This is a genomic window from Francisella uliginis, assembly GCF_001895265.1.
Classification (GTDB): domain Bacteria; phylum Pseudomonadota; class Gammaproteobacteria; order Francisellales; family Francisellaceae; genus Francisella; species Francisella uliginis.
This window is the reverse complement of sequence record NZ_CP016796.1, coordinates 2102177-2123884: the sequence shown is the minus strand read 5'-3', so window position 1 is coordinate 2123884 and position 21708 is coordinate 2102177. Positions and strand designations below refer to the sequence as shown.

Genomic DNA, 21708 nt, shown 5'->3' with positions numbered 1-21708 from the left:
CTTTTATTTATTATCGTAGAAAATTTTAAATATCTCTTAAAAATAATTTCCATTAAAATGAAAAAAATTATAATAGCGATACTAGTATTTGCTAGTCTTAGCATGGCATTTGCTAATACGGATGGTAGCGATACTTCTTTAACAAATACAGCTAGCTCTAATACTTCAGGTAAGAGTATTTTAACAGATGTTATAAATCCATTTGCAAATACTTGGTCATCTCTTACAAATGAAGGTGATACCTGGGGTAAGATGTATAATAGGTCGGGTAAGTGGCACCTTGGAGTAATGTTTGGCGGAATGTTTGGTGGATCCAATATGAAAATGCGTGGCCCTACTGGTAATGTAATGATAATGCCAGGTTATACTATTAATAAGTATCTTACAATTCAGTATAACCAGATGATGAGTTATGGAGGGACTTTTACTGGTATAGGAGAAGGAATTCTTATGATTCCTACTGGTACTATGATTATGCCATATGCTGCTGGTGGGGCAGGATGGTCTAATATGTCAGGAAATACCCAAGGTGCGTGGGATGTTGGAGGTGGTATAATGATTCCGTTATCTAAATCTGTCGATATAAATATCAGTTATAGATATATTCAAACCATAGCTCCGCTTCCTGCAGGAGGAATGGGAGGGATGATGATGAATCAACCTGATGCAAGGGCTCATATGAGTATGGCTTCTGGTGGTTTAGTTTGGTTTTTTTAATAAAAATTATTAAATTTTTTAGCTTGAATACTTGTATTTTATTAGCTCATTCTTCTTCGGACCAGAAATTTTCCATATAAATTCGATAGTATTGTCTAAAATATTTAATTCTACAGAATATAAATCATCTACACAGACATGTTGTTTTTCACTATACCAAGAATTTTTATCTTTAGGTATTAGATCAAATAGTGTAACGAGATTATCATAACCAAAACGTGCATGAAATAGTCTGATGCGCTTAGAGTCTATTTTCTGCCAGATGTATTCATTTTCGATCTTAGTTTCTCGCTTGGTACAGTTTAGTTTGAAGCGGCCTTGCTCTTTAAAGTATATTAAGTCTTGTTCTATTTTTATCGTTACACTACCTTTAGCGCTTCCATTCCAACCTGTTTGAGATTTTTCACCGCTAGATGATTCAAACTCAAAATAGTTTATTTTTACTAGTCGAGAAAATAATTCCATACTATTAAAATAGTTATTATGTCTTTTATGCTTATCATTATAGATGATATTTCTTTAGTTAGTAAAATAAGATATCATTGATAGTCTAAGTGAGGAATTATTTATATATGAATTCTAGATTTATTGGCTCAGTTTTTCTTATAATCGGTACAACTATTGGTGCCGGTATGTTATCGCTGCCTTTGATTGTCGCATCATGTGGTTTTACTACAGCAATTATACTCTTAGTTTTGTCATGGAGTGTAATGTATATTACGGCTATAAAGCTTTTGAATGTTTGTGCTGAGTATCCTTTGGGTGTAAATTTTACAACTATGATGCAGGAAAAAGCTTCAAAAATATATCTAGTCTTTTTTAGTATTATTTACTTACTTTTACTTTATTCTTTGTTAGCTGCGTATACTACTCAGGGTTCTTCGCTTGTCTCGATGATAGGCGATGTAAATGATCCAAATAAATCTCAAATTGGTGTATCAGCGATTATCTTTATACTAATTTTTGGTGCTTTTATGTTTAGCTATAAAGTTAGTGATTATGCAAATAGAGTTTTTGTTATTCTAAAGTTTATCTTTTTTATAATAGCTGTGGTAATTATGCTATTTTATATAAATGTAAAATATCTAGCTGCCGCACCAGCGAGTATATCTGCCTTTATTTTTGCTTGGCCTACTCTTTTACCTGCTTTTGGTTTTCACAATATCATTCCAGTTATATATGAGTATCAAAAAGGAGATGTTAAAAGTATTAGAAAAAGTATATTTATAGGTAGCGTAAGTGTTTTGGTAATCTATATGGTATGGATATGTTTATCTTTAGCACTTATTCCGCAACATGGTTTATATAGTTATCATGAACTTTTTACATCAGGAAATAATACTCCCGAGGGCTTAGCTGGTGAAATTAAAAGAGTATCAGGGTCAAATACTTTAGAGATCGCTTTAAACCTATTTATACACATTGCGATAATAACATCTTTTATAGGTGTTGGAATATCTTTGATGCATTATATACGCGACTTATTTGTTAGATATAATAAGCAGATTGGTAATTTTGCTATTGCATTTATATGTTTTGTCCCTCCGTTAGTATTTACAGTATTCTATCCTCAGGGATTCATCTTAGCATTACAGTATGCGGCAATATTTGCAGTTATAATATTTGTTTATACTCCAGCGTTTCTAAGTACAAGGAAAGATCTTAGAGTATATTTTTCACATATATATGTTGTATCTATGGGAAGTGCAGTAATTCTTTTTGAGATATTTAATTTATGCTTTAACCTAAATCCTTTTATCAATTAGCCTAACTCTGGCTGAAAACTTTATTTACTCCATATGGTGAAGGTGCGTCACTAATATCGACTTGGCTTCCTGATGAGCTTATTAGTGTTCTAAATCTGCTAGGATCATAGGTGACTTCTATATCATTTGCAGAGCTTAGGTTATATTGTCCCAAAGATGTATTTGTGATGAGACTACGGATATCTGCTGTAATATTGCCTGTAGCAACTTCTCTAGAGATAACAGCTATTATGTTCTCATCAATAGGTATAATATCTTCGATGTCACTAAGGCTATAAGTTTGAGTTGCAACTTCTGATAAAGTGTTATTAGTAGTATTTAAGCTATATATTCGTAAGGTTGAATCTATAAGGTTGGTAGTTCCAATAATAATAAAGACACCTGAGTTATTACTAATTAGTATAGGTGTTGTACTTAAGGTTGGTGTAGTACCAATTATTCCTGAAACATTAATACTTTGCGGATTAGTAAGATCGGCATTAAGTACATGTATTGTTGCAAAAATATTTGCTGTGCTTAATGGTATTAGGATAATTTTATCAGTTATTTGATTATTACTAAGTGACACTGGTAGCACAACAACATTTATTACAGGGTCAGTAATGCTAAATCCGCTTGATATTTCTTCAGGGCCAGCTTCTGATGTAAATTGACCATTGGCAAGAGATTTTAGCTCTAGATCTAAGTTGGTTGATGTTGTAGCATTTTGTGTCGTCACTAGATTCAGTGTACTACCAGATGTAGGTATAAAACTTACATTAACAAAAGCCAGCAAAGTGGTCGGTACACAAAGAAGAAGATATATTATACTTTTAGTAATTTTATAAGTATGTTTCATCTAAAGCATTTATAATTATAGTTTTATAAAATCATTTTAGCATATTTTTAAATATCTTAAGTTTTCAGTTACTTTAAAGTTTAATAATTGGTAAGGTTTAATAAAAAAATAAGCATTTTAATTATAATAGTTGATATAATTTAAACGATTAATAATAATTGAAACTATTTATTATTAACTTATATTTAGATTGAAAAGAGGTTTTTTAGAGTGGTTTTATCAAGACAGCGAGGATTTTCACTGATTGAGTTAGTAATAGCAATGTTGGTTATATCTATAGCTGTATTATCGTATGAAATTATTCTCTATAGGGCTCAAAGCTCCGAAAATTTGTTAGTAAATGATGCGGAGCTGGTTGGAACTGCGGATAATAAATTTAATGAGTATTTAATTACAGGAAATTTAGATACTACTGTAAATAGTGGGACATCAGTTAGCATCAATTCATCTGGAAATAATAATTGGGTTTTCCAAAGTGATAATGATACCGATTTAAGAATGAATATGGATTTATCATGATAGTTAAACGATGGGATCAGGGCGTATCATTAACAGAATTACTAGTTACTATAACAGTAACATGGATTGTTATGGTTCTAATAGTGCAGTCGTTTTATCAGATGCGAGAACAAAATATAAGATCAGTAGAAACACTACACACTCATACAGAAGCTGTGGAGGCAGATAATATTTTTAGAAACTTAATTGATGGTGCTTATATATCAGGGAATGCGACATATTCGTTTTGGAAATTATCATCATTTCAAATAAGTAGTGGCTCACAAATAAATCCTCTTGATTATCCAATAATCTATGCACAAAGAGAGCCATTGACTACGGGGTTTCCTAGTGATGCTCAAGCAGGCACCGATATACTTGTTGTACAAACTATAGATGATCCGCAAGTTCTTACAACAGCTATAATATCTGGAGCATCTTCATTTACACGCCCAGCAGATGGAGCACCAGCGATTACTGCTTCTAAGTATATGTTACTATCTAGTGAAAGTTATCAAAACTTAATAACTGCAGCTAGTGATGTAGCAAGTGGTACAACAACAATTAACTTAGCAACAGCAATTAATCAAAATTTTCCCGCTGGGGCTACATTATATACTGATTATATCGTTAGAATTATTTATATTGCAGAAGAAACTGATAATCAAGGTAATGTCGAAAATGATCTAGTTCAGTTAAACTATGATGGTACAGGAAATCCTATCCGAACTACTTTACTTTCAGGAGTCAGTGATCTACAGATTAGATATAATATTGGTGCAGGATGGCAAAGAGTTACGGCGAATGATCCTGACAGACTATGGTATAAGCAAATTAGAGGGCTAGAGTTTAGTTATAACTTAAATGGTCAAAATCATCAGGTAATAGTTGCCTTTGGTGGAATTGGGGATAATACAATTCCAGCGGCGTAATAGGGTTTTTGAAACTTGATATAAGTTTTTTGAATAATATACGACAGTAGAGTCTCTTTAAAAATTATCAAAGATAAAAAATGATAAACTAACTACTCAACTCAAAGTATAGTTAGTAAAATTTATTACAGTGTATTTTCTATATTTGAAGTATTTCATTATTTAAATTTTTCTCTTCATAGAGGATTGTTCAAAATTAATATGTCTTGTTAAAAAAAGATATTCTTATCAATTAAAAATTAATGTTACTATTTGAAAAAACTATCCTTTTGTAAATAAAAGTTATAAATCTGTAAGGTAGTTATATTTGGTAATTTACCTAATCTAAGAGTAGTAATTTGTAGGGAACATAAATATAAAACAAACTTAGATTTAATCAAGAGGGGACTTCATAGTTATGTCAAATCATTTTCAAGTATTCATTACTAGTATAGTCTCTTTAATTCAGTAGGAGCTGTAGATCTATGAAGATTCGAAATAATGATAATGGCACAGCACTTGTTTTAGCTATTGTTATAGCGATTATTTTTTTATCAATGGGTTATTTAGTTTATTCTTTGACCAGTTATAACCTATTATTGGCGCAACAAGAGAATCAAAGTTTGCAAGATCGTATTGCCTTTCATCAACAATTTGTAAGCACAGTCAGTGGCTCAACTCTAACATATAATAGTAATATTCCTCCATCTGGATCTACAGCAATTCCAAACAATCATACTACAGGAGCTGAAAATGCAAGGTTTGACTCATTTATAATTCCAGAGCCTGGAACTGCTATGAGAACTATAGACTACTATATGAACGTAGTTAGTGGTCAAATTGCAAAAACAGTACAAATAAAAGTACCTAGTAATAGGCAATCCAGTGCCGATAGAGGTCTAAATAAAACAAGTTTAGCTCTAAATATTCCAGCTATAAACTTTGACAATCTTCAGCCTCAACACTTCAACTCAGGTAGCGGAGAGCTTACAGATGATCGTATTGGCTATATTGGGGATGTTTCAATTGATAGTAACTCTGAGGTGCTGACTCTTAGCAGGCCAGGGTTTGCAGATGCTACATTAGATGTATCTAACGAACTAACTGATGGTGGTAGTTATGCTTTATCACAAGGCTGGCGATTAAATGATGGTAATTGGGAGGTTTCTCTAGGAGTCTATGATACATCTTCTAATAGTGCAAGTGGTTGTCTGATCATGACTAGCTTGGATGATTTTACTACTAATTTTAGTGCGCAAAGCTGTATTCCAATAGCTGAATCATTAACTATGCCAGACTATACATATACTGATTGTTTTGGCACATTTCCTATTTTAGATAAATACTCTGTTTGCTCTTCTGGTAATCAGTATAGTGCTGGTGATAGATGTAGAGAAAATGATACAATATATCAAGCACAATCAGATACTAGTGATACGCCGTCAAGAGATAGTGTTTCATGGCGAATTTATTATGCAAACTCTGATTGGATTCAGAAATATGATGGTAGAGCAGAATATCAAATTGGCGATAAGGTTCTCTTTAATGATATGCGCTTTGTTCGAATCTCTTCTCCGGGCCAAAACAGGATATCTCCTTTTCATAGACAGAATGGAGATGCTTGGAGAGTCGATGATATTTATTTATGGAATGATAGAATCACATATCAAGCTGATGATATTGTTATATTTGATTATAAATTTTATCGTGCAAGAAGGGGGAGTCAAGGTAGCCAACCGCCAAATTTCTTTGACTGGATTAATTTAGGCTTCCATAATGATAATAAGACAGCCTTAGATCATTTAAATACATGCTATACGACCGTAACACCAACTCAAGATTATATTAATTGTTTTGGAGTGTATCCAGCAGTAGATGGTAATGAAATATGCTCATCAAGCTCGGATTATAATCAAGGAGATCAATGTATTTTCGAAGGAGCGCTTTTGGAAAAGTGGAGTTGGCTAGGTGCTTGGCCTGGAGCTAATGTAAATTGGTGGAGGACGGTTTATCCTCGTTCTAATTGGGTTATGCCATATAGTCAAGACTTAAGATATGATATTGGGGATAAGGTGATTTGGCGTAATAAGCGCTTTGAGTTAGTTTCTAATACAGGTGCAGGGACTAATCCAGGAACTACTTCTTCTAGTGGTAGAGTTGTTTGGCGTGTGGATGACATATATGAGTGGGATCCAAATGTATATTCGTATCTGGAAGGAGATATTGTCATTCATAACAAAGGTATATTTTATGAAGCTAGAAGAGATACTATGGGAGAGGAGCCCAAAAGAAATCCTCTTGCTTTCGATCGCTGGAGGAGGATTGGTAAAGACTTTAATGGTAGCAAGTCTAAAGATTTTTTAGGGGCTTGTGATGATGTAGTACCATATACAGAGGAAACAAATTCTTTACTTCCTATTTTAGGACCAGATGTTAATTTCTTAAATCTAGGTTATGAACTATCGTTTAATGCTCTAGATTTGGATCCTGGAAATCCTGTTGCAGGGTATTCTCTAGATGATGGAGTATATGGTTTAGTAGATAGATATGATGGACGTAGGCAAGAAGCAATAATGAAAACTAATAGAGAAACTAGTGAAGAATATTTACTAACTAGGAACACTAGAACACCTGATAATTGGACTTATTATACAGTAAAAAGAAATATATTTGGTATTGTTACACTTACTCAAAATGCATCAGTAAGTAACCAGTTTTTAGATGTTAATTTTGATACTGTAGACTTTAATTCAGGAGAGTTGCTGTAAGTTTTTAAGAAAGTTAAGTTTAAAAATGATAAATCAATAACTAAAGTATATAATATACAATTAGGATTTTTATAAATATAAGATTTGTCTAGTTATGAGATTTGTAGATGAAGTAGTTGTTAAGCTTCAAGCAGGTAAAGGTGGTAATGGTTGCGTTAGCTTCCGTAGAGAAAAATATGTCCCAAGAGGTGGTCCAGATGGCGGCGATGGTGGCCATGGTGGTAGCATATACCTCAAAGCAGATGAAAATGTGAATACGCTAATTGATTATCGCTACAAGAGAGATTATCAAGCAGAAAATGGTCGTCCTGGAGAAGGACGTAACTGCTATGGTAAAGCTGGTGAGGATTTATACCTTACTGTACCTGTTGGGACAAGTGTTTTTGATGCTGAGACAAATAAGAAAATAGGTGAAGTTCTCAAGCATAGTCAAACCCTTAAGATTGTCGAAGGTGGTAAAAGAGGAATAGGTAATACTCACTTTAAAAGTAGTACAAACCAAGCACCTAGAAAATTCACACTAGGAGAAGAGGGTGAGTATAGAGAAGTTCGCTTAGAGCTAAATTTATTAGCTGATATAGCTTTATTAGGATTACCAAATGCTGGTAAATCAACCTTGATTCGTTCTGTATCTCAAGCAACACCAAAAGTAGCAGATTATCCATTTACAACTATGTACCCACATCTTGGTGTAGTTAAAGTTGGTGTAGACAGTTTTGTTATGGCTGATATCCCAGGAGTTATTGAGGGAGCTGCTGAAGGAGCAGGTTTAGGTTTAAGATTTCTGAAGCATTTAACTCGAGCTAGATGTGTATTACATGTGGTTGATATCTGTCCATTTGATGATTCAGATCCTGTTGAGAATTATTTTGCGGTTGAAAAAGAACTTGAAAAATATAGTCAAGAGCTTTTTGAGAAACCAAGATTTTTGGTTATAAATAAAATAGATCTACTAGCTGACCAGGTAGATGAAAAGTGTCAGGAATTTGTTAATAGTATTGGCTATAAAAATAAGTATTATGTAATCTCAGCAGCCATGAATAAGGGAACACAAGAGTTAGCTAAAAAACTAAATGAATTCTTACAAAAGCAAGAGTAAATATAGATGAAAATAAGAAATCTGATATTTGGTTCACCAATTCCTACAACTAAGCAGCATGAGCAGAAAATAGGGCTACTTTCAGGCTTTGCAATTTTATCCTCAAATGCATTGTCATCAGTATCTTATGCAACCGGAGAGGTATTTATAGTTTTAGCAATGGCTGGAGCAACTGCGGTTTCAAAGTATGCTATCGGTGTTGGGTTAATGGTAATATTATTAATATTGCTAATGGGATTTTCTTATGCACAAGTAATAAAAGCTCATCCAGAAGGTGGTGGATCATACTCGATAGTAAAATCTCATTTTAATGAAAAACTACTTTTACTGACATCTGCATCGTTAATAATTGACTATATACTTACTGTAGCAGTATCTGTATCTACAGCATCTGTTGCTATAAGTTCGGCCTTTCCTGCATTAAATAACTATATTGTTGAGCTAGCTTTAGTCTTACTTGTACTTTTGATGGTTATCAATCTGCGAGGAGTGAAATCAACAGCAAAAATCTTTGCATGGCCAACCTATATGTTTATCGCTTCAATACTTATAATGATAGTCGTTGGAGTTTATCAGTATAGTGATGGCTCTTTAGCAAAATTTGAGTATACACAGAACTATTTTAATCAAATGCATACCTCAATAGGTGTATTAACAATTACTCTAGTTTTAAGAGCCTTTTCATCTGGTAGTGCCGCTCTTACTGGTATTGAGTCTTATGCTAATGGTGTTTCAGCATATAAATCACCTGTGATGTCAAAAGCTATATTTGGTATTATTTTGATGACATTGCTATCTATAGTCATGTTTGCGGGTGTTACATTTATTGCTACTAAAACAAAAATTTATCCTGGTTTTTCAGAAAGTGTCTTATCTCAAGTTGCTCATCAAGTTTTAGGAAATGGTATTTTATATTATTTTCTACAAGCATCTACTTGTTTGATTTTGCTTATGGCTGCAAATACTTGTTTTACAGGATTTCCTACTCTAGCATCAATTATGAGTAAAGACCAATATCTTCCTGAGCAGCTTCAGCGTGTTGGGGATAGGTTCGCTTTTAGAAATGGTATTATGATGTTGACAGTATTATCAGCAGTTTTAGTAGTTATTTTTGAAGCACAAGTTAGTAAGCTGATCCCTTTATATGCATTTGGTGTATTTATAGCATTTACTCTTTGTCAGGCTGGTTTAGTTAAATTTTGGTATAGAAATAAGCGCCAGTACAAAAGTTGGGGTTTTAGAGCCTTTATAAATGCTTTTGGTTGTGTAGCAACATTTGTTGTATTAATAACAATTGTTGAGAGTAAGTTTTTTGAAGGGGTATGGATAGTAATAATTGCAATTTTAATTATTATGTTTGGTTTATACTCGATTAAAAAACATTATATAAAAAGAGAAAATAGCTTAGCCTTGAGTGTTGATGAAGCTATTGTAAATGCTTGTGTACATGAAAATGCAGAGCCTAAGATTGTACTTTTAGTCTCGCGTATCCACCGAGGTACAATAGAAGCATTAAGATTAGCGAGAAATATATCTGATGATATAACGCCAGTATTTGTTTCAGCTAATGAGAAAAAAATAGCTAAGATAAAAGCTCAGTGGAAAAATCTAGCATTTAAAGAAAAGCTTTTGATAATGCGTCCTGTGTATAACTCTTTTATTACTCCTGTATTACAAATTTTACATAAGAATGACTTAAGAAATCCTGAGCGAGGTTATTCTGTGGTTGTGATTCCTGAAGTTGTTAATACTAAATGGTGGCATTTCTTACTTCATAATCAAAATTCTCGTATGGTTAAGTTAGCGATTGCTGCAATGGATAAAAAAGATAAAAAAACTGCAACTAGAGTAGTAATATCAGTACCGTATAAAGCAGAGTAATAAATGGAAGCCTTCTTTATAAATTACTGGGCAATATCTAAAGAGTTTTGGAAAAGTAAAGCGGGTATTTTCGCATTATTCATACTTACTATATGTGTGATTTTTGAGTTTGCTAGTGTTGGTTTGAGTGTATATTTAAACCATTGGTACGTAGCCTTTTATAATGCTATTGAACAATATGACAAGTCAACTCTTATTCATGAGTTAATAGTTTTTTCATTTATTACCTCAGCAGTGCTAATAAATGGCTTTTTGTCTTATTTTTTTGGCCAGTATTTGATTATATTTATTCGTAAGCCACTAACAGAAAGCTACGTTAGTAATTGGCTAAACTCAAAGGCTTATCTAAACTACTCTCGAAGTTATGATAATCCCGAAGAGCGTATAAGCTATGATATTTTACATTTTATCTCTTTGTCAAAGGATCTTTTTTTAAAAAGTATCCATAGTATTTCAACACTTATTTCTTTTTCGATTATTTTATGGGGCTTATCAGGAGTTTTATCATTTTCGCTATATGGACATCAGTTTCATATCTATGGTTATTTATTTTTAGTAGCTATTACATTGGGTGTAATTAATGTTATATTTGTTTTCAAAGTTGGTAGACCATTAAAAAAACTACTATACAGTCAGCAGAAATATGAAGCTGATTTTAGATATGGACTCTCTGTTATTAGAAACAATAAAACTGCAATATATGATAATCAGTCAGAAAAAAGAGAGTTTATTACATCAAGAAGAAACTTAAACAAAATAGTCCAAAACTTTTATCAGGTAACTTTTAGAAAAGCTAAAATAGATATTGTGAGAAGTTTTTTCATTCAGATTTATTCTTTGGCAGGTATTATATTAGCACTACCAAGATATTTTGCTAGGAGCATTAGTTTTGGACAGGTAATGCAGGTTAACTCAGCATTTTATAATGTTATTTCACCAATGTTATTTTTAGTTTTTTGGTATGAAGAGTTAGCAGAATTAAGAACTAATGTTTCAAGGTTAGCGGAACTTAAGAAAACTATAAATAACTCTAAAGATGATAGTAATTCAAGGCACATAGATCATTTACAGCATAGCCTCTTGATTTTAGATAATCTATCAATAACTAAGGATAATGAAATTCTGCTCAAAGGGATTAGTATTTCTTTAGATATGCAAGATAGTATCTTTATACATGGAAAAACAGGTATAGGAAAAACTAGTTTACTAAGAGTTATAAATGGCCATAGTGATAATTTTAAAGGAAAAATTATCTTTAATAAAACACCTAGAATACTTTTTTTATCTCAAAAACCGTATTTTCCAGAAGATGATTTTAAGAGGTCTATATTTTATCCTTCCTTTTCAAGTATTCCATCAGATAGTGAGTTTAAGCAAATATTAGATTATCTTGGGGTTTCGTATCTGGAGAAGTTTATAGGGACTATACATGATTGGCGCAATGTTTTATCTTCTGGAGAACAACAGAAATTACGTTTCTGTAAAATATTTACTAAAGATTATGATTTAGTACTTATAGATGAAGCTACATCAAATATAGATTCTGAGTCTGAAAAGAGGATATATAATTTATTAAAAGATAAAAAGATAGCTTATATTTCAGTTAGCCATAATAGTAGGATTAAAGAGTATCATAATAAAGTTATTGAGCTAACTAATGATTAATTAGCAAATGAACAGCAATACTAGCAAAATAACCAATAGCAATAACCCACGTCCATTTTAGGTGACCCATAAAAGTATATTTGCCTTTTGATTTGCCCATTACAGCTACACCGGCAGCTGATCCTATAGCTAGAAGACTTCCTCCTACACCAGCTGTAAGAGTTATTAATAGCCACTGAGCATGTTCCATCACAGGATTCATGCTTAATACAGCAAACATTACAGGGATATTATCTACTATTGCTGAAAGTATCCCTATTATTGTATTAGCTTGTGTATGTGCCGAGAATATACTTGGAGCTATAGATTGCATATCTGTATAGATATATTGCGAAGCTATTCCTAGATAGCCAAGAGCAGCAAGCCCTTGTACAGAAACTAAAATACCATAGAAGAACAGCAAAGTATCCCACTCAGCTTCCTTAACCTTATCAAAAATATCAAAAGCATGAGGAGGCATTTTACGACCTTTAGGATTTCTGTTTTCATGAGCTATTTTTAAACCATAGAAATAGTTATAAATCATTACATAGCCAAAACCAGTCATCATTCCTAAAGATGGTGGTAAGTGAAGAATATGCTCAAATGAAACCGCTGTAGCAATTGTAAGTATAAATAGGATGATTACTGGTATAGCTCCGCGTTTTAGTTCAACTTTGTCTTCGACTATTGATTGTGCTTCCATTTTTGGTAAAAAGAAGCTCATAATAATTGCAGGGACTAAGAAGTTAACTAATGATGGTAAAAATATAGCAAAGAACTCAGTAAAGCCAACAACACCTTTTTGCCAAACCATCAATGTTGTGATATCTCCAAATGGTGAGAATGCACCACCTGCATTTGCTGCAACTACAACGTTCACACAGGCCATTGTAACGAATTTTTTATTATCCTTACCTATAGAGATAACAACAGTGCTCATAACTAAAGCTGTAGTTAAGTTATCAGCAACAGCAGATAAAAAGAATGAGATAATCCCTGTTAGCCAAAAAGTACCTAAAAAACCAAACCCAGCCCTAAGTAGGGAGCTCTTTAGCTTAGCAAAAACATTTCTATCTTCCATAAGGTTTATATAAGCCATAGCTACTAATAAGAAAAGTAATAGTTCACCATACTCGGTCATGATATGATTGAAGTTACTATGAACAATGTTATCAGCACCAATTGTTTCACCAACAATTGCAACTAAAACCCAAATTACACCAGCTGCAACAATTACAGGTTTTGATTTGTTAAGCTTTGTAAAATCCTCAGTCATTACTAATAAGTAAGCTAAGATAAATACTACGATAGCAGCTATTGCTAAAGGGTGGCTTGTCGCATTAACACTAATAGCATTAAGTGTTGATTCACTATCACTTGCAAAAGATAGCAGTGGGAGCATTAATATTGGTAAGGTTAGTATAAGTTTTTTGAGCATTATTTAAATTAGAGAAATTATTTATGACGGATATTATAACATTGTGAACTATTTAGTTAATAAAAAATAAATCATTACTTATTTTATGATGTATAAAACATGAAAAGTTGCTGTATACTAAATTAGTAAAATATTTTAAATATTCTGTTATAATACTCCGTTATTCAATAAAAATATCAATATCGAGGTTCTTATGTGGAAGTATTCTCCATTAAAGACAATTCTTATTTTAGGGCCTATGGTTTTTGCTTTTGCATTAGCTATGGATGTTTATATGCCCGTTCTACCAGAGATGCGTGAAGCGTTGAATACTACTCAACAAATGGTACAAGTTACATTATCTTTGTTTTTGGTTGTTACAGGTGTGGGACAGCTATTCTTAGGTCCATTATCTGATCAGCTAGGTAGATTTAAAGTTATTTTATTATCATCAATACTATTTGTTATTGGATCTGTATTATGCGCAGTATCAACTACTATTGATTTCTTAATATTCTCAAGGGTTATCCAGGGGTTAGGCTGTTGTGGTCTATCTGTGTGTGCTTTTGCTATTATTAGGGATGGTTTCTCAGGTAAAACAAGCTCAATGATATATAGTTTTATCAATGCAATAATATCTGTCTCACCAATTATTGGCCCTCTTATTGGTGTCCAATTAGCTACACATTTTCAGTGGGAGTCTGCATTTATTTTTCTAACTGGTTTGGCGATTATAGCTTTTCTAATCGTTGTTATCTTTGTAAAAGAGAGCTTACCTATTGAAAGACGTAAAAAAATGTCATGGGATGTCTTTGCAAGATATTTGTATGTTGGAAGGTCTCTACAGTTTTGGGCTTATTCTTTAACTGCAGTTTCGGGAATGGCATCATTTTTTATATTATTTTCGATGACCCCTTATATTATAGATTATCTTGGTTATCCAATTTCAAAAATATATGTTGTTTTTGGTTCTGCAGGGATAGCATTTTTAGTAGGATCGTTATTATCTGGGGCAATAGTTAATAAGCTTGGTGTTTATAATACAGCAATATTTGGAGTTGCTTGTGTTTTTGTCGCTGGTATAACATCTTTAGTTGTATATATGATCTATGGTTTGACACTTTGGGGGTTCTTTGCGCCTTGTTTCTTTGCTACTTTTGGAGCGGCTTTTACTACAGGTACAGGAGCTAGTGGAAGTCTAGAGCCATTTTATGAGATAGCAGGTGTTGCCGCAGCACTATTTGGAACTATGGAGTTTGCAATTAGTGGTGTTATAGGAAGTATAGCGATGCTTTTCCCAGCTACAAGCTCTTTACCTATAGCTGTTACAATGATCATTATGTCAATAATATGCTTTATACTTCTTTTTTTAATAAAAGGTAAAGTGAAATAATAAAATGTGACGATATATTTTTTATTTTAGAAGTTAATTATGTTGAAAGTTTTGAAAACTATCCTTACCACAGTTAAATCTATATGGAACTATTACTGGAATTGGTATATAGATTCTTGGAGAAGAATAGCTCCGGTAAGATACCTTGGTGTTTTTATAATGGTACTGATAATAATTTATCAAGTTTTCTTTAAAGGCGCAGTATAAATCAGGAATTTAATCTTACTTTAGATTCTTTATCATTAGGGCAAATTTCATATCTTCAGGTGAAACATTATCAAATTTGACTTTAGCTTGATAACCACTTCCTTTGGCTTCTTCCATATGATTGCCATCTTTATCAAGCATATTATCTAGGATGATTTCACGACTACCTGAAGGTAGCATTAACTCTATACTATCGCCGATTTTCATCTTATTACGTACATTTACATTGGCATAACCAGTATGCTCGTCAAAGTCAGTAATTTCACCAACGAATTGTTGCGTTGAACTACGAGAGTCAGAGTTTTCATACTTTTGATATTCATCATGAACGTGGCGACGATAGAAGCCTTCGGTGTAGCCACGGTGAGCAAGCCCCTCAAGTTTATCCATAAGGCTCATATCAAAAGGTTTACCTGCTAGTGTATCTTTGATAGCTTGATCATAAAGTTGGGCAGTTCTTGCAGCATAGAAGAATGATTTTGTACGCCCCTCAATTTTAAAACAATCAACGCCCATTTTTGTCATTGCCTCGACATGCTGGATTGCTCTTAGATCTTTTGAATTCATGATATAAGTACCATGTTCATCCTCAAACATAGGGTTATACTGACCAGGTTCTTTGTCATTCTCTATTAGCACAACTTTGTCAGATGGTTGACCTATACCAAGAGTTGATTGTACTTGTGTAGGTTCAAAATCACCCCAATCATTTTGTTTTGCTTCTGCAACTTTATAGTTGTTTCTACATGCGTTGTTGCATACGCCTTGGTTAGGGTCTCTATGGCTATAGTATCCAGAGAGTAGGCATCTACCAGAATAAGCCATACAAAGTGAGCCATGAACAAAAGTCTCAATCTCCATATCTGGGACATTTTCTTTTATCTCTGCTACTTCGCGTAGTGATAACTCTCTAGATAAAACTACTCTTGTGATGCCAAACTTCTGCCAAAATCTTACAGTTTCATAGTTTACAGCATTTGCCTGAACTGATAGGTGTATTTCTTGATCTGGAAAATGCTCGCGGATAAGCATTATCATACCAGGATCTGACATAATCATAGCATCTGGTTTTAATGCCATAACAGGAGCTATATCTCTTATATATGTTTTAATTTTTGCATTATGTGGAGCGATATTATTTGCGAGCATTATTTTTTTGCCTTGAGCATGAGCTTCATTTATAGCAGTTTCAAGAACTTCTAATTTTGAGAACTCATTATTTCTCGCTCTTAAGCTATACCTTGGCTGACCAATATATACAGCATCAGCTCCATATGCAAAAGCGTAACGCATAGCCTTCAATGTTCCTGCTGGAGATAATAGTTCAGGTCTTTTCATCTGTTTATATCCTTTGATTTAGTATTTATCAATTTAATTCTTAGACTGTGAATAATTTACATTAAGGATTTTAACTTTTTATTGTTTATCTATAAAGTTTTATTTTTTGATAATAGAGTAAATGAAAAGCAGTTAATAGATAGTAATACAAGTATAATATAGGTAAGCTAAATAGCCACTTACGCTTGTAAAGATAAAAGTTACTTTGGTTTTGACATTCATATTTCAAAGAGGTTACTAAAGCGTTATGATAATTTAGATATTCACTCTTGCCAACATTTCCTCTTAAGCCATATGACAGAGAAAACTTGATTAGGGTAGATAACGGGGTGTCATTGAATAGTATTTATAGTTATTATGTTTATCGAACGAAAGAGCATGATAAACTTAATATTATTAATCAACTTTTTCAGGATTCTTGATGATATACGATAGCAAAAAAGTAGCAAGATTTCTTTTGCTATGGTATCATGATATTATCTTTTGTCTGAAAATAGTAGACGAAACCTACTTCTTAAATTTATAGGGTCAAATATGAATTTCGAGCTTGCTAGAGAAAATATGATTAAGCAGCAAGTCCTTACAGAAGGGCTTTCTTTAGATGGTGTTGCTAACGTTATGGCAGATATTCCTAGGGAAATCTTTTTACCAAGACATTTAAAATGTTTAGCATATTGTGATACAGCATTAATGATTGAAGATAAGCAACTAAGAAGCCCAATGCTTACTGCAAGGCTTATAGAGGCTTTGGATATAAAGTCTAGTGATAATGTTTTAAAGCTTGGTTTGGAATGTGGTTATCCAGCAGCACTTTTAGCTAAGCTAGCTAAAAATGTTGAGCTAATAGATTATGATGAGCAAAGACTTAGTCAAGTCAGACGTCAGCTTGCAAATATTGGTATTTATAACGTTGAGTTTAATAGTGCTGAGTATCTTACAAATATTAAAAAGAATGAAAAGAAATATAACTGTATATACATATCAGGCATTGTCGAAGAAAGTGAGATCGATGATTCTTTACTTGAGCTTTTAGAAGTTGGTGGTAGGGTTGTTTTTGTCGTTCGTAATGATGTGTGTGATAAAGCTTATATTATAAAGAAAACAGCTAATGAGAAGTATCAAAAGAGCTTTCTTTTTGATACTTACAATAAGTAAAGAAATATTATGAAAAAGCTTGGTATATATCTTGCAACTTTTTTTAGCTTTTGTTTTGCCTTAGCCAGTGAAGATACTCCTGTGCCTAAATATAATGGTGCGGGTAGGCCTATAGGTACTGATGTAGCTTCAGATCCATATAGTGTTGAAAAGCAGTATGCAAAAGCTGATGAAATAAAGAAGGATAATCAATTTTATAACCTTAAAAAAGCTACAAAAGTTGCCATGGTTGGTCAAACTAAAGATAAGTTTTATAGTTTGATTGATATATATGAACTAGCAGCTAAGCATAATGCTGAGTATCAAGCAGCAAGATCAACATTTGCTGCGAACGTTGAGACTGTACCTACAGCTTTAGGTGCATTATTACCACAAGTTGATTTTCAATATAATCTAAGAAGAGATTTATATAATCAGTTTGGTGGCCAGGTTGACGATACCTCAAATCTTTTAAATTTTCAGGGATCGCAGGTACTTTTTGATTGGAGTAAATGGAAGACCTATACACAAGCAACATATTTGCAAAAATCTTATGCAATGATTTATGCAAAAGCCGAGCAAACCTTGATTGTGGATACTGTGACAGCATATTTTGAGCTTTTAAGAGCAGAGCAGGCATTACAGTTTCAGTTTGCAAACGAAGCCTGGAATAAAAAGTTATATTTAACGCAAAAATATCAGTACGAATCAGGAATGGTTTCTTATGCTGATTTTAAAACTACAGATGCTCAATACCGTCAGGCAATAGCTGATAGAGTCAATGCCCAAAGAAATTTAGTTAATGCGAAAGCTGTGATGGCAAAACTCATAGGTAAACGTATAAGTTCTATTTTGTATATCTCAAAAGATACTGAATTTGGTAATCCTGTTCCTGATGATATTGATTATTGGCTAAATACTTCACAAAAATATAATCTTGATATTGCTCAGAAAAAGTTTCAGTACAAAGCAGCAAGTGAAGGTGTCGGTATTGAATGGGGTAACTTTTTCCCTCAAGTTAACTTGACTGGTGGTATACAGATGCAAAGGAATAATCTTTCTGGAGATCCTGCACAAGTTAATAGAATTCCTAAAAAGTTTGATGTTGCTAGTATTGGTGGAAGTGTTAATTGGAATCTACTACGCGGTGGATCTGATTATGCTAAGCTTAAAAAAGCAAGTTATGATAATCAAGCGGCAGATTATGCTTTGCTACAAACAAAAAGGGAAGTTTATGCTGGAACTGTTGAGGCATATCAAACGGTCGTGCTAGATGCTGTGAGGATAAAAGCATATAGAGAGTCAGTATACTCAGGTATTGCATCAGTAAAAGCTATTTTAGAAGGCTTTGAGGCAGGAACTCAGACGATTGTTGACTTACTTAACCGTCAAGCAATTCTTGTCCAGGCACAACTTTCGTTTGCGGACTCAATATTTAACTATGTTGAAGATTATGTTGCCCTTAAACAATATCAAGGTGGCCTAACATACAAGGATATTGCCTATATTAACAATATATTAGGTAAGACAGATATAATATCTGAAATAGCAACGGAATAGGTTTATTATTATGTCCAAAGTCTCAGTTTTTATTTTAGACTTTGAAAAACATCGTATAGAACAAGTTGTATCATGGTTAGAAAAAAAAGTTGATCAATCAAAGCTTACAAACAAGCAAAAAATATTTTCACAATTTATCAGATATTTTGTTTTATCAAAAAAATTCTCTATAGAAAATCCTTTATTTGCGACAAACGATGGCAAACCTTATTTGTGTAATAGTAATATTCATTTTAATATTAGTCATACGGGTAATAAAGTAGTAATAGCCCTAGCAAATCAACAGATAGGTATTGATACTGAAGAGATAGCGCAAAAGCGAAAGGTTTTAAGAATAGCGAAAAGATATTTTAAACCTGATGAGTACCTTTCTTTACAAAAAAGTGATGATTTATATAGGGACTTTTATACATTGTGGACATTAAAAGAATCCCAAGTTAAGAGAAGTTCTCTTGGGATTGCAAAAGGTTTAGGTACAGCAACCTTTAAATTAATCAACGATAATGATTGGGTTAGTGAAAACTATCCTAATGATTTTATAACTTTCTACTATGATGAATTAGTAATATCAGTATGTTCTAACAATATTAAGAACGAGGATTATAGCTTGTTTGAGATAGTAGATTTTGAGTTTAAAGAAATAAAAAAATAAAGGGAGGAACTATGGCTTTACATGGTAAAAAAAATATAATGGATGACTTTGACTTTTTTGAAGAGTCTTTACCAAAAGTTAGAATCCCAGTAGGGTCACAGGATCCACTTCAAACATATCAAGAGATAAAAGATGAGTTAATGTTAGATGGTAACTCAAAGCAGAATCTAGCTACTTTTTGCCAAACTCAAGTTGATGATTTTTCACATAAGCTTATGGATGATTGTCTTGATAAGAATATGATTGATAAAGATGAATATTCACAAACTGCAGAGATAGAATCAAGATGTGTTAATATTTTGGCAAATTTATGGAACTCTTCAGCAGAGAGTGCTATTGGTTGCTCAACTACTGGTTCATCTGAAGCTGCGATGCTTGGTGGTATGGCAATGAAATGGCGTTGGCGTGATAAAATGAAAGCCCAAGGTAAAGACTGTTCAAAGCCAAATTTAGTTACAGGTCCTGTTCAAGTTTGTTGGCATAAATTTGCAAAATATTGGGATATCGAGCTTAGAGAAATACCTATGTCTAAAGAAAGTCTAATAATGACTCCAGAAGCAGTTATAGAAAGATGTGATGAAAATACAATAGGTGTAGTTCCGACATTAGGAGTTACATTTACAGGGCAATATGAGCCTGTTGAAGAGGTTTGTAAAGCTTTAGATAAGTTTGAGCAGGAAACTGGCATTGATATTCCCGTACATGTAGATGGCGCTTCTGGAGGCTTTCTTGCCCCATTTATAGATCCTGAGCTTAAATGGGATTTTAGGCTACCTCGAGTTAAGTCAATTAATGCGTCTGGACATAAATTTGGTTTATCGCCATTAGGTGTTGGTTGGGTTATTTGGTCGGATAAAAAGTACTTACCGGATGATTTAGTTTTCAATGTGAATTACTTAGGTGGTGATATGCCTACTTTTGCACTGAATTTTTCTCGACCTGGAGGGCAAATAGTTGCTCAATACTATAATTTTGTTAGGTTGGGTTTTGAAGGGTACAGAAAAGTGCATCAAGTTAGCTATGATGTTACAAAATATATTGCTGGACAGCTTGATGATATGGGTATTTTTGAGATTATTCATAGTGGTCAAGGAGGTATTCCTGCAGTGAGTTGGTCTCTTAAGTCTGATAAAGAGTATAGTTTGTTTGATTTGTCTGAAAAGATTCGTTCAAAAGGCTGGCAAATAGCAGCGTACTCAATGCCTAAAGACAGGCAAGACCTAGTTGTGATGAGAGTTTTAGTCAGAAGAGGATTTACTTTTGATTTAGCTCAGCTAATGATTAGAGATTTAAAAAAAGCGATTCAATCACTTGAAAACAAAGAATCTAATAATAGGTCTAGTTTTTCACACTAAATTTATAAATAAGAAATTGGATATTGTAGGGGTTTACAATTGAATACTATGAATATGAGCTTTTTTGCTCGAGTAGTCCACACTGTTGGCTTTGAGGTTTTTGGAGTTGTGATTTTTACTCCAGTTGCGGTTTATGTTTTAAATGAAAGTGTTTTTGATATTGGCTTTTTAGCTATAGTTATATCTTTGATAGCGATGGTATGGAACCTTATTTATAACTATATCTTTGATTTTATAGAAGGATTCTTTGGTGGTCATAGATCAAAAAGAAAATTATTTATGCGTATCATGCATGCTGTTTCATTTGAGCTTGGCTTACTGGTAGTAACTTTACCAATAGTAGCGTACTGGCTAAGTATGAGCTTATGGAAAGCTTTGCTTACAGATCTTAGTTTTGTAGTTTTTTATTTGATATATGCTTTTGTCTATAACTATCTCTTCGATAAGATTTATTTTGGCATAGTTCATGCCAAAAAGCATAGAGAGGCTAATTAAAATTAAATTAGTTGCAACAGAGTTGGTTAAAT

General features: G+C 33.0%; 18 protein-coding genes. 14 read left to right on the top strand and 4 right to left on the bottom strand.

Annotation, left to right across the window (positions count from 1 at the left end; genetic code table 11):
• Positions 1 to 57: 57 nt before the first annotated feature.
• The gene (locus F7310_RS09840; RefSeq protein WP_236939871.1) at positions 58 to 717 is read left to right on the top strand and encodes an outer membrane protein; all 660 of its coding nucleotides are present in this window, start codon (positions 58 to 60) and stop codon (positions 715 to 717) included.
• An 18-nt stretch (positions 718 to 735) separates the two neighbouring features.
• Here F7310_RS09840 and F7310_RS09835 read toward each other — a convergent pair whose 3' ends face one another.
• Complete coding sequence (locus F7310_RS09835; protein ID WP_072713407.1) at positions 736 to 1182, bottom strand: DUF6314 family protein; 447 nt, start codon at positions 1180 to 1182, stop codon at positions 736 to 738.
• 107 nt (positions 1183 to 1289) lie between these two features.
• On the opposite strand from F7310_RS09835, the gene F7310_RS09830 reads away from it, so the two are divergent.
• Entirely contained in the window at positions 1290 to 2483 is a 1194-nt protein-coding gene (locus F7310_RS09830) for an amino acid permease (protein ID WP_072713406.1), read from the top strand.
• Between the two features lies 1 nt (position 2484).
• Here F7310_RS09830 and F7310_RS09825 read toward each other — a convergent pair whose 3' ends face one another.
• Positions 2485 to 3321, bottom strand: coding sequence for a hypothetical protein (locus F7310_RS09825; RefSeq protein ID WP_072713405.1), 837 nt, complete (start codon positions 3319 to 3321; stop codon positions 2485 to 2487).
• A 210-nt stretch (positions 3322 to 3531) separates the two neighbouring features.
• Between F7310_RS09825 and F7310_RS09820 the strand changes: the two genes are divergently transcribed.
• The 6 genes from F7310_RS09820 (at position 3532) to F7310_RS09795 (ending at position 12143) form a co-directional block, all read left to right on the top strand.
• Complete coding sequence (locus F7310_RS09820; protein ID WP_072713404.1) at positions 3532 to 3840, top strand: type II secretion system protein; 309 nt, start codon at positions 3532 to 3534, stop codon at positions 3838 to 3840.
• Entirely contained in the window at positions 3837 to 4751 is a 915-nt protein-coding gene (locus F7310_RS09815) for a hypothetical protein (RefSeq protein WP_072713403.1), read from the top strand. The genes F7310_RS09820 and F7310_RS09815 overlap by 4 nt, the downstream gene beginning before the upstream one ends.
• 464 nt (positions 4752 to 5215) lie before the next feature.
• On the top strand, positions 5216 to 7498 hold the full coding sequence (locus F7310_RS09810) for a hypothetical protein (protein WP_072713402.1): 2283 nt from the start codon (positions 5216 to 5218) through the stop codon (positions 7496 to 7498).
• Positions 7499 to 7592: 94 nt separating this feature from the next.
• Entirely contained in the window at positions 7593 to 8597 is a 1005-nt protein-coding gene (cgtA, locus tag F7310_RS09805) for an Obg family GTPase CgtA (RefSeq protein WP_072713401.1), read from the top strand.
• 6 nt (positions 8598 to 8603) lie between these two features.
• On the top strand, positions 8604 to 10478 hold the full coding sequence (locus F7310_RS09800; RefSeq protein WP_072713400.1) for an APC family permease: 1875 nt from the start codon (positions 8604 to 8606) through the stop codon (positions 10476 to 10478).
• Positions 10479 to 10481: 3 nt separating this feature from the next.
• Positions 10482 to 12143, top strand: coding sequence for an ABC transporter ATP-binding protein/permease (locus tag F7310_RS09795; protein WP_072713399.1), 1662 nt, complete (start codon positions 10482 to 10484; stop codon positions 12141 to 12143).
• On the opposite strand, the gene nhaD is transcribed toward F7310_RS09795, so the two are convergent.
• Positions 12133 to 13563, bottom strand: coding sequence for a sodium:proton antiporter NhaD (nhaD, locus tag F7310_RS09790; protein WP_072713398.1), 1431 nt, complete (start codon positions 13561 to 13563; stop codon positions 12133 to 12135). The two genes, F7310_RS09795 and nhaD, sit on opposite strands and share 11 nt — an antisense overlap.
• A gap of 193 nt (positions 13564 to 13756) precedes the next feature.
• Here nhaD and F7310_RS09785 point away from each other — a divergent pair, with 193 nt between their 5' ends.
• Positions 13757 to 14935: a multidrug effflux MFS transporter gene (locus F7310_RS09785; protein ID WP_072713397.1), complete on the top strand. Its 1179-nt coding sequence runs from the start codon at positions 13757 to 13759 to the stop codon at positions 14933 to 14935.
• Positions 14936 to 15157: 222 nt separating this feature from the next.
• Here the strand turns inward: F7310_RS09785 and trhP are convergent, their stop codons facing one another.
• On the bottom strand, positions 15158 to 16480 hold the full coding sequence (gene trhP / locus F7310_RS09780; RefSeq protein WP_072713396.1) for a prephenate-dependent tRNA uridine(34) hydroxylase TrhP: 1323 nt from the start codon (positions 16478 to 16480) through the stop codon (positions 15158 to 15160).
• A gap of 534 nt (positions 16481 to 17014) precedes the next feature.
• Here trhP and F7310_RS09775 point away from each other — a divergent pair.
• From F7310_RS09775 to F7310_RS09755, 5 genes are read left to right on the top strand one after another with little or no spacing between them, the layout of a single operon-like run.
• Positions 17015 to 17635, top strand: coding sequence for a protein-L-isoaspartate O-methyltransferase family protein (locus F7310_RS09775; protein WP_072713395.1), 621 nt, complete (start codon positions 17015 to 17017; stop codon positions 17633 to 17635).
• 9 nt (positions 17636 to 17644) lie between these two features.
• Positions 17645 to 19174 carry a TolC family protein gene (locus F7310_RS09770; RefSeq protein ID WP_072713394.1) on the top strand — a complete coding sequence of 510 codons (1530 nt, stop codon included), beginning with the start codon at positions 17645 to 17647 and terminating at the stop codon, positions 19172 to 19174.
• 10 nt (positions 19175 to 19184) lie between these two features.
• Positions 19185 to 19826, top strand: a complete 642-nt coding sequence (locus tag F7310_RS09765; protein WP_072713393.1) for a 4'-phosphopantetheinyl transferase family protein — start codon at positions 19185 to 19187, stop codon at positions 19824 to 19826.
• Between the two features lie 11 nt (positions 19827 to 19837).
• Entirely contained in the window at positions 19838 to 21181 is a 1344-nt protein-coding gene (gad, locus tag F7310_RS09760; protein ID WP_072713392.1) for a glutamate decarboxylase, read from the top strand.
• A 39-nt stretch (positions 21182 to 21220) separates the two neighbouring features.
• Positions 21221 to 21676, top strand: a complete 456-nt coding sequence (locus F7310_RS09755) for a PACE efflux transporter (RefSeq protein WP_072713391.1) — start codon at positions 21221 to 21223, stop codon at positions 21674 to 21676.
• Positions 21677 to 21708: the final 32 nt, after the last annotated feature.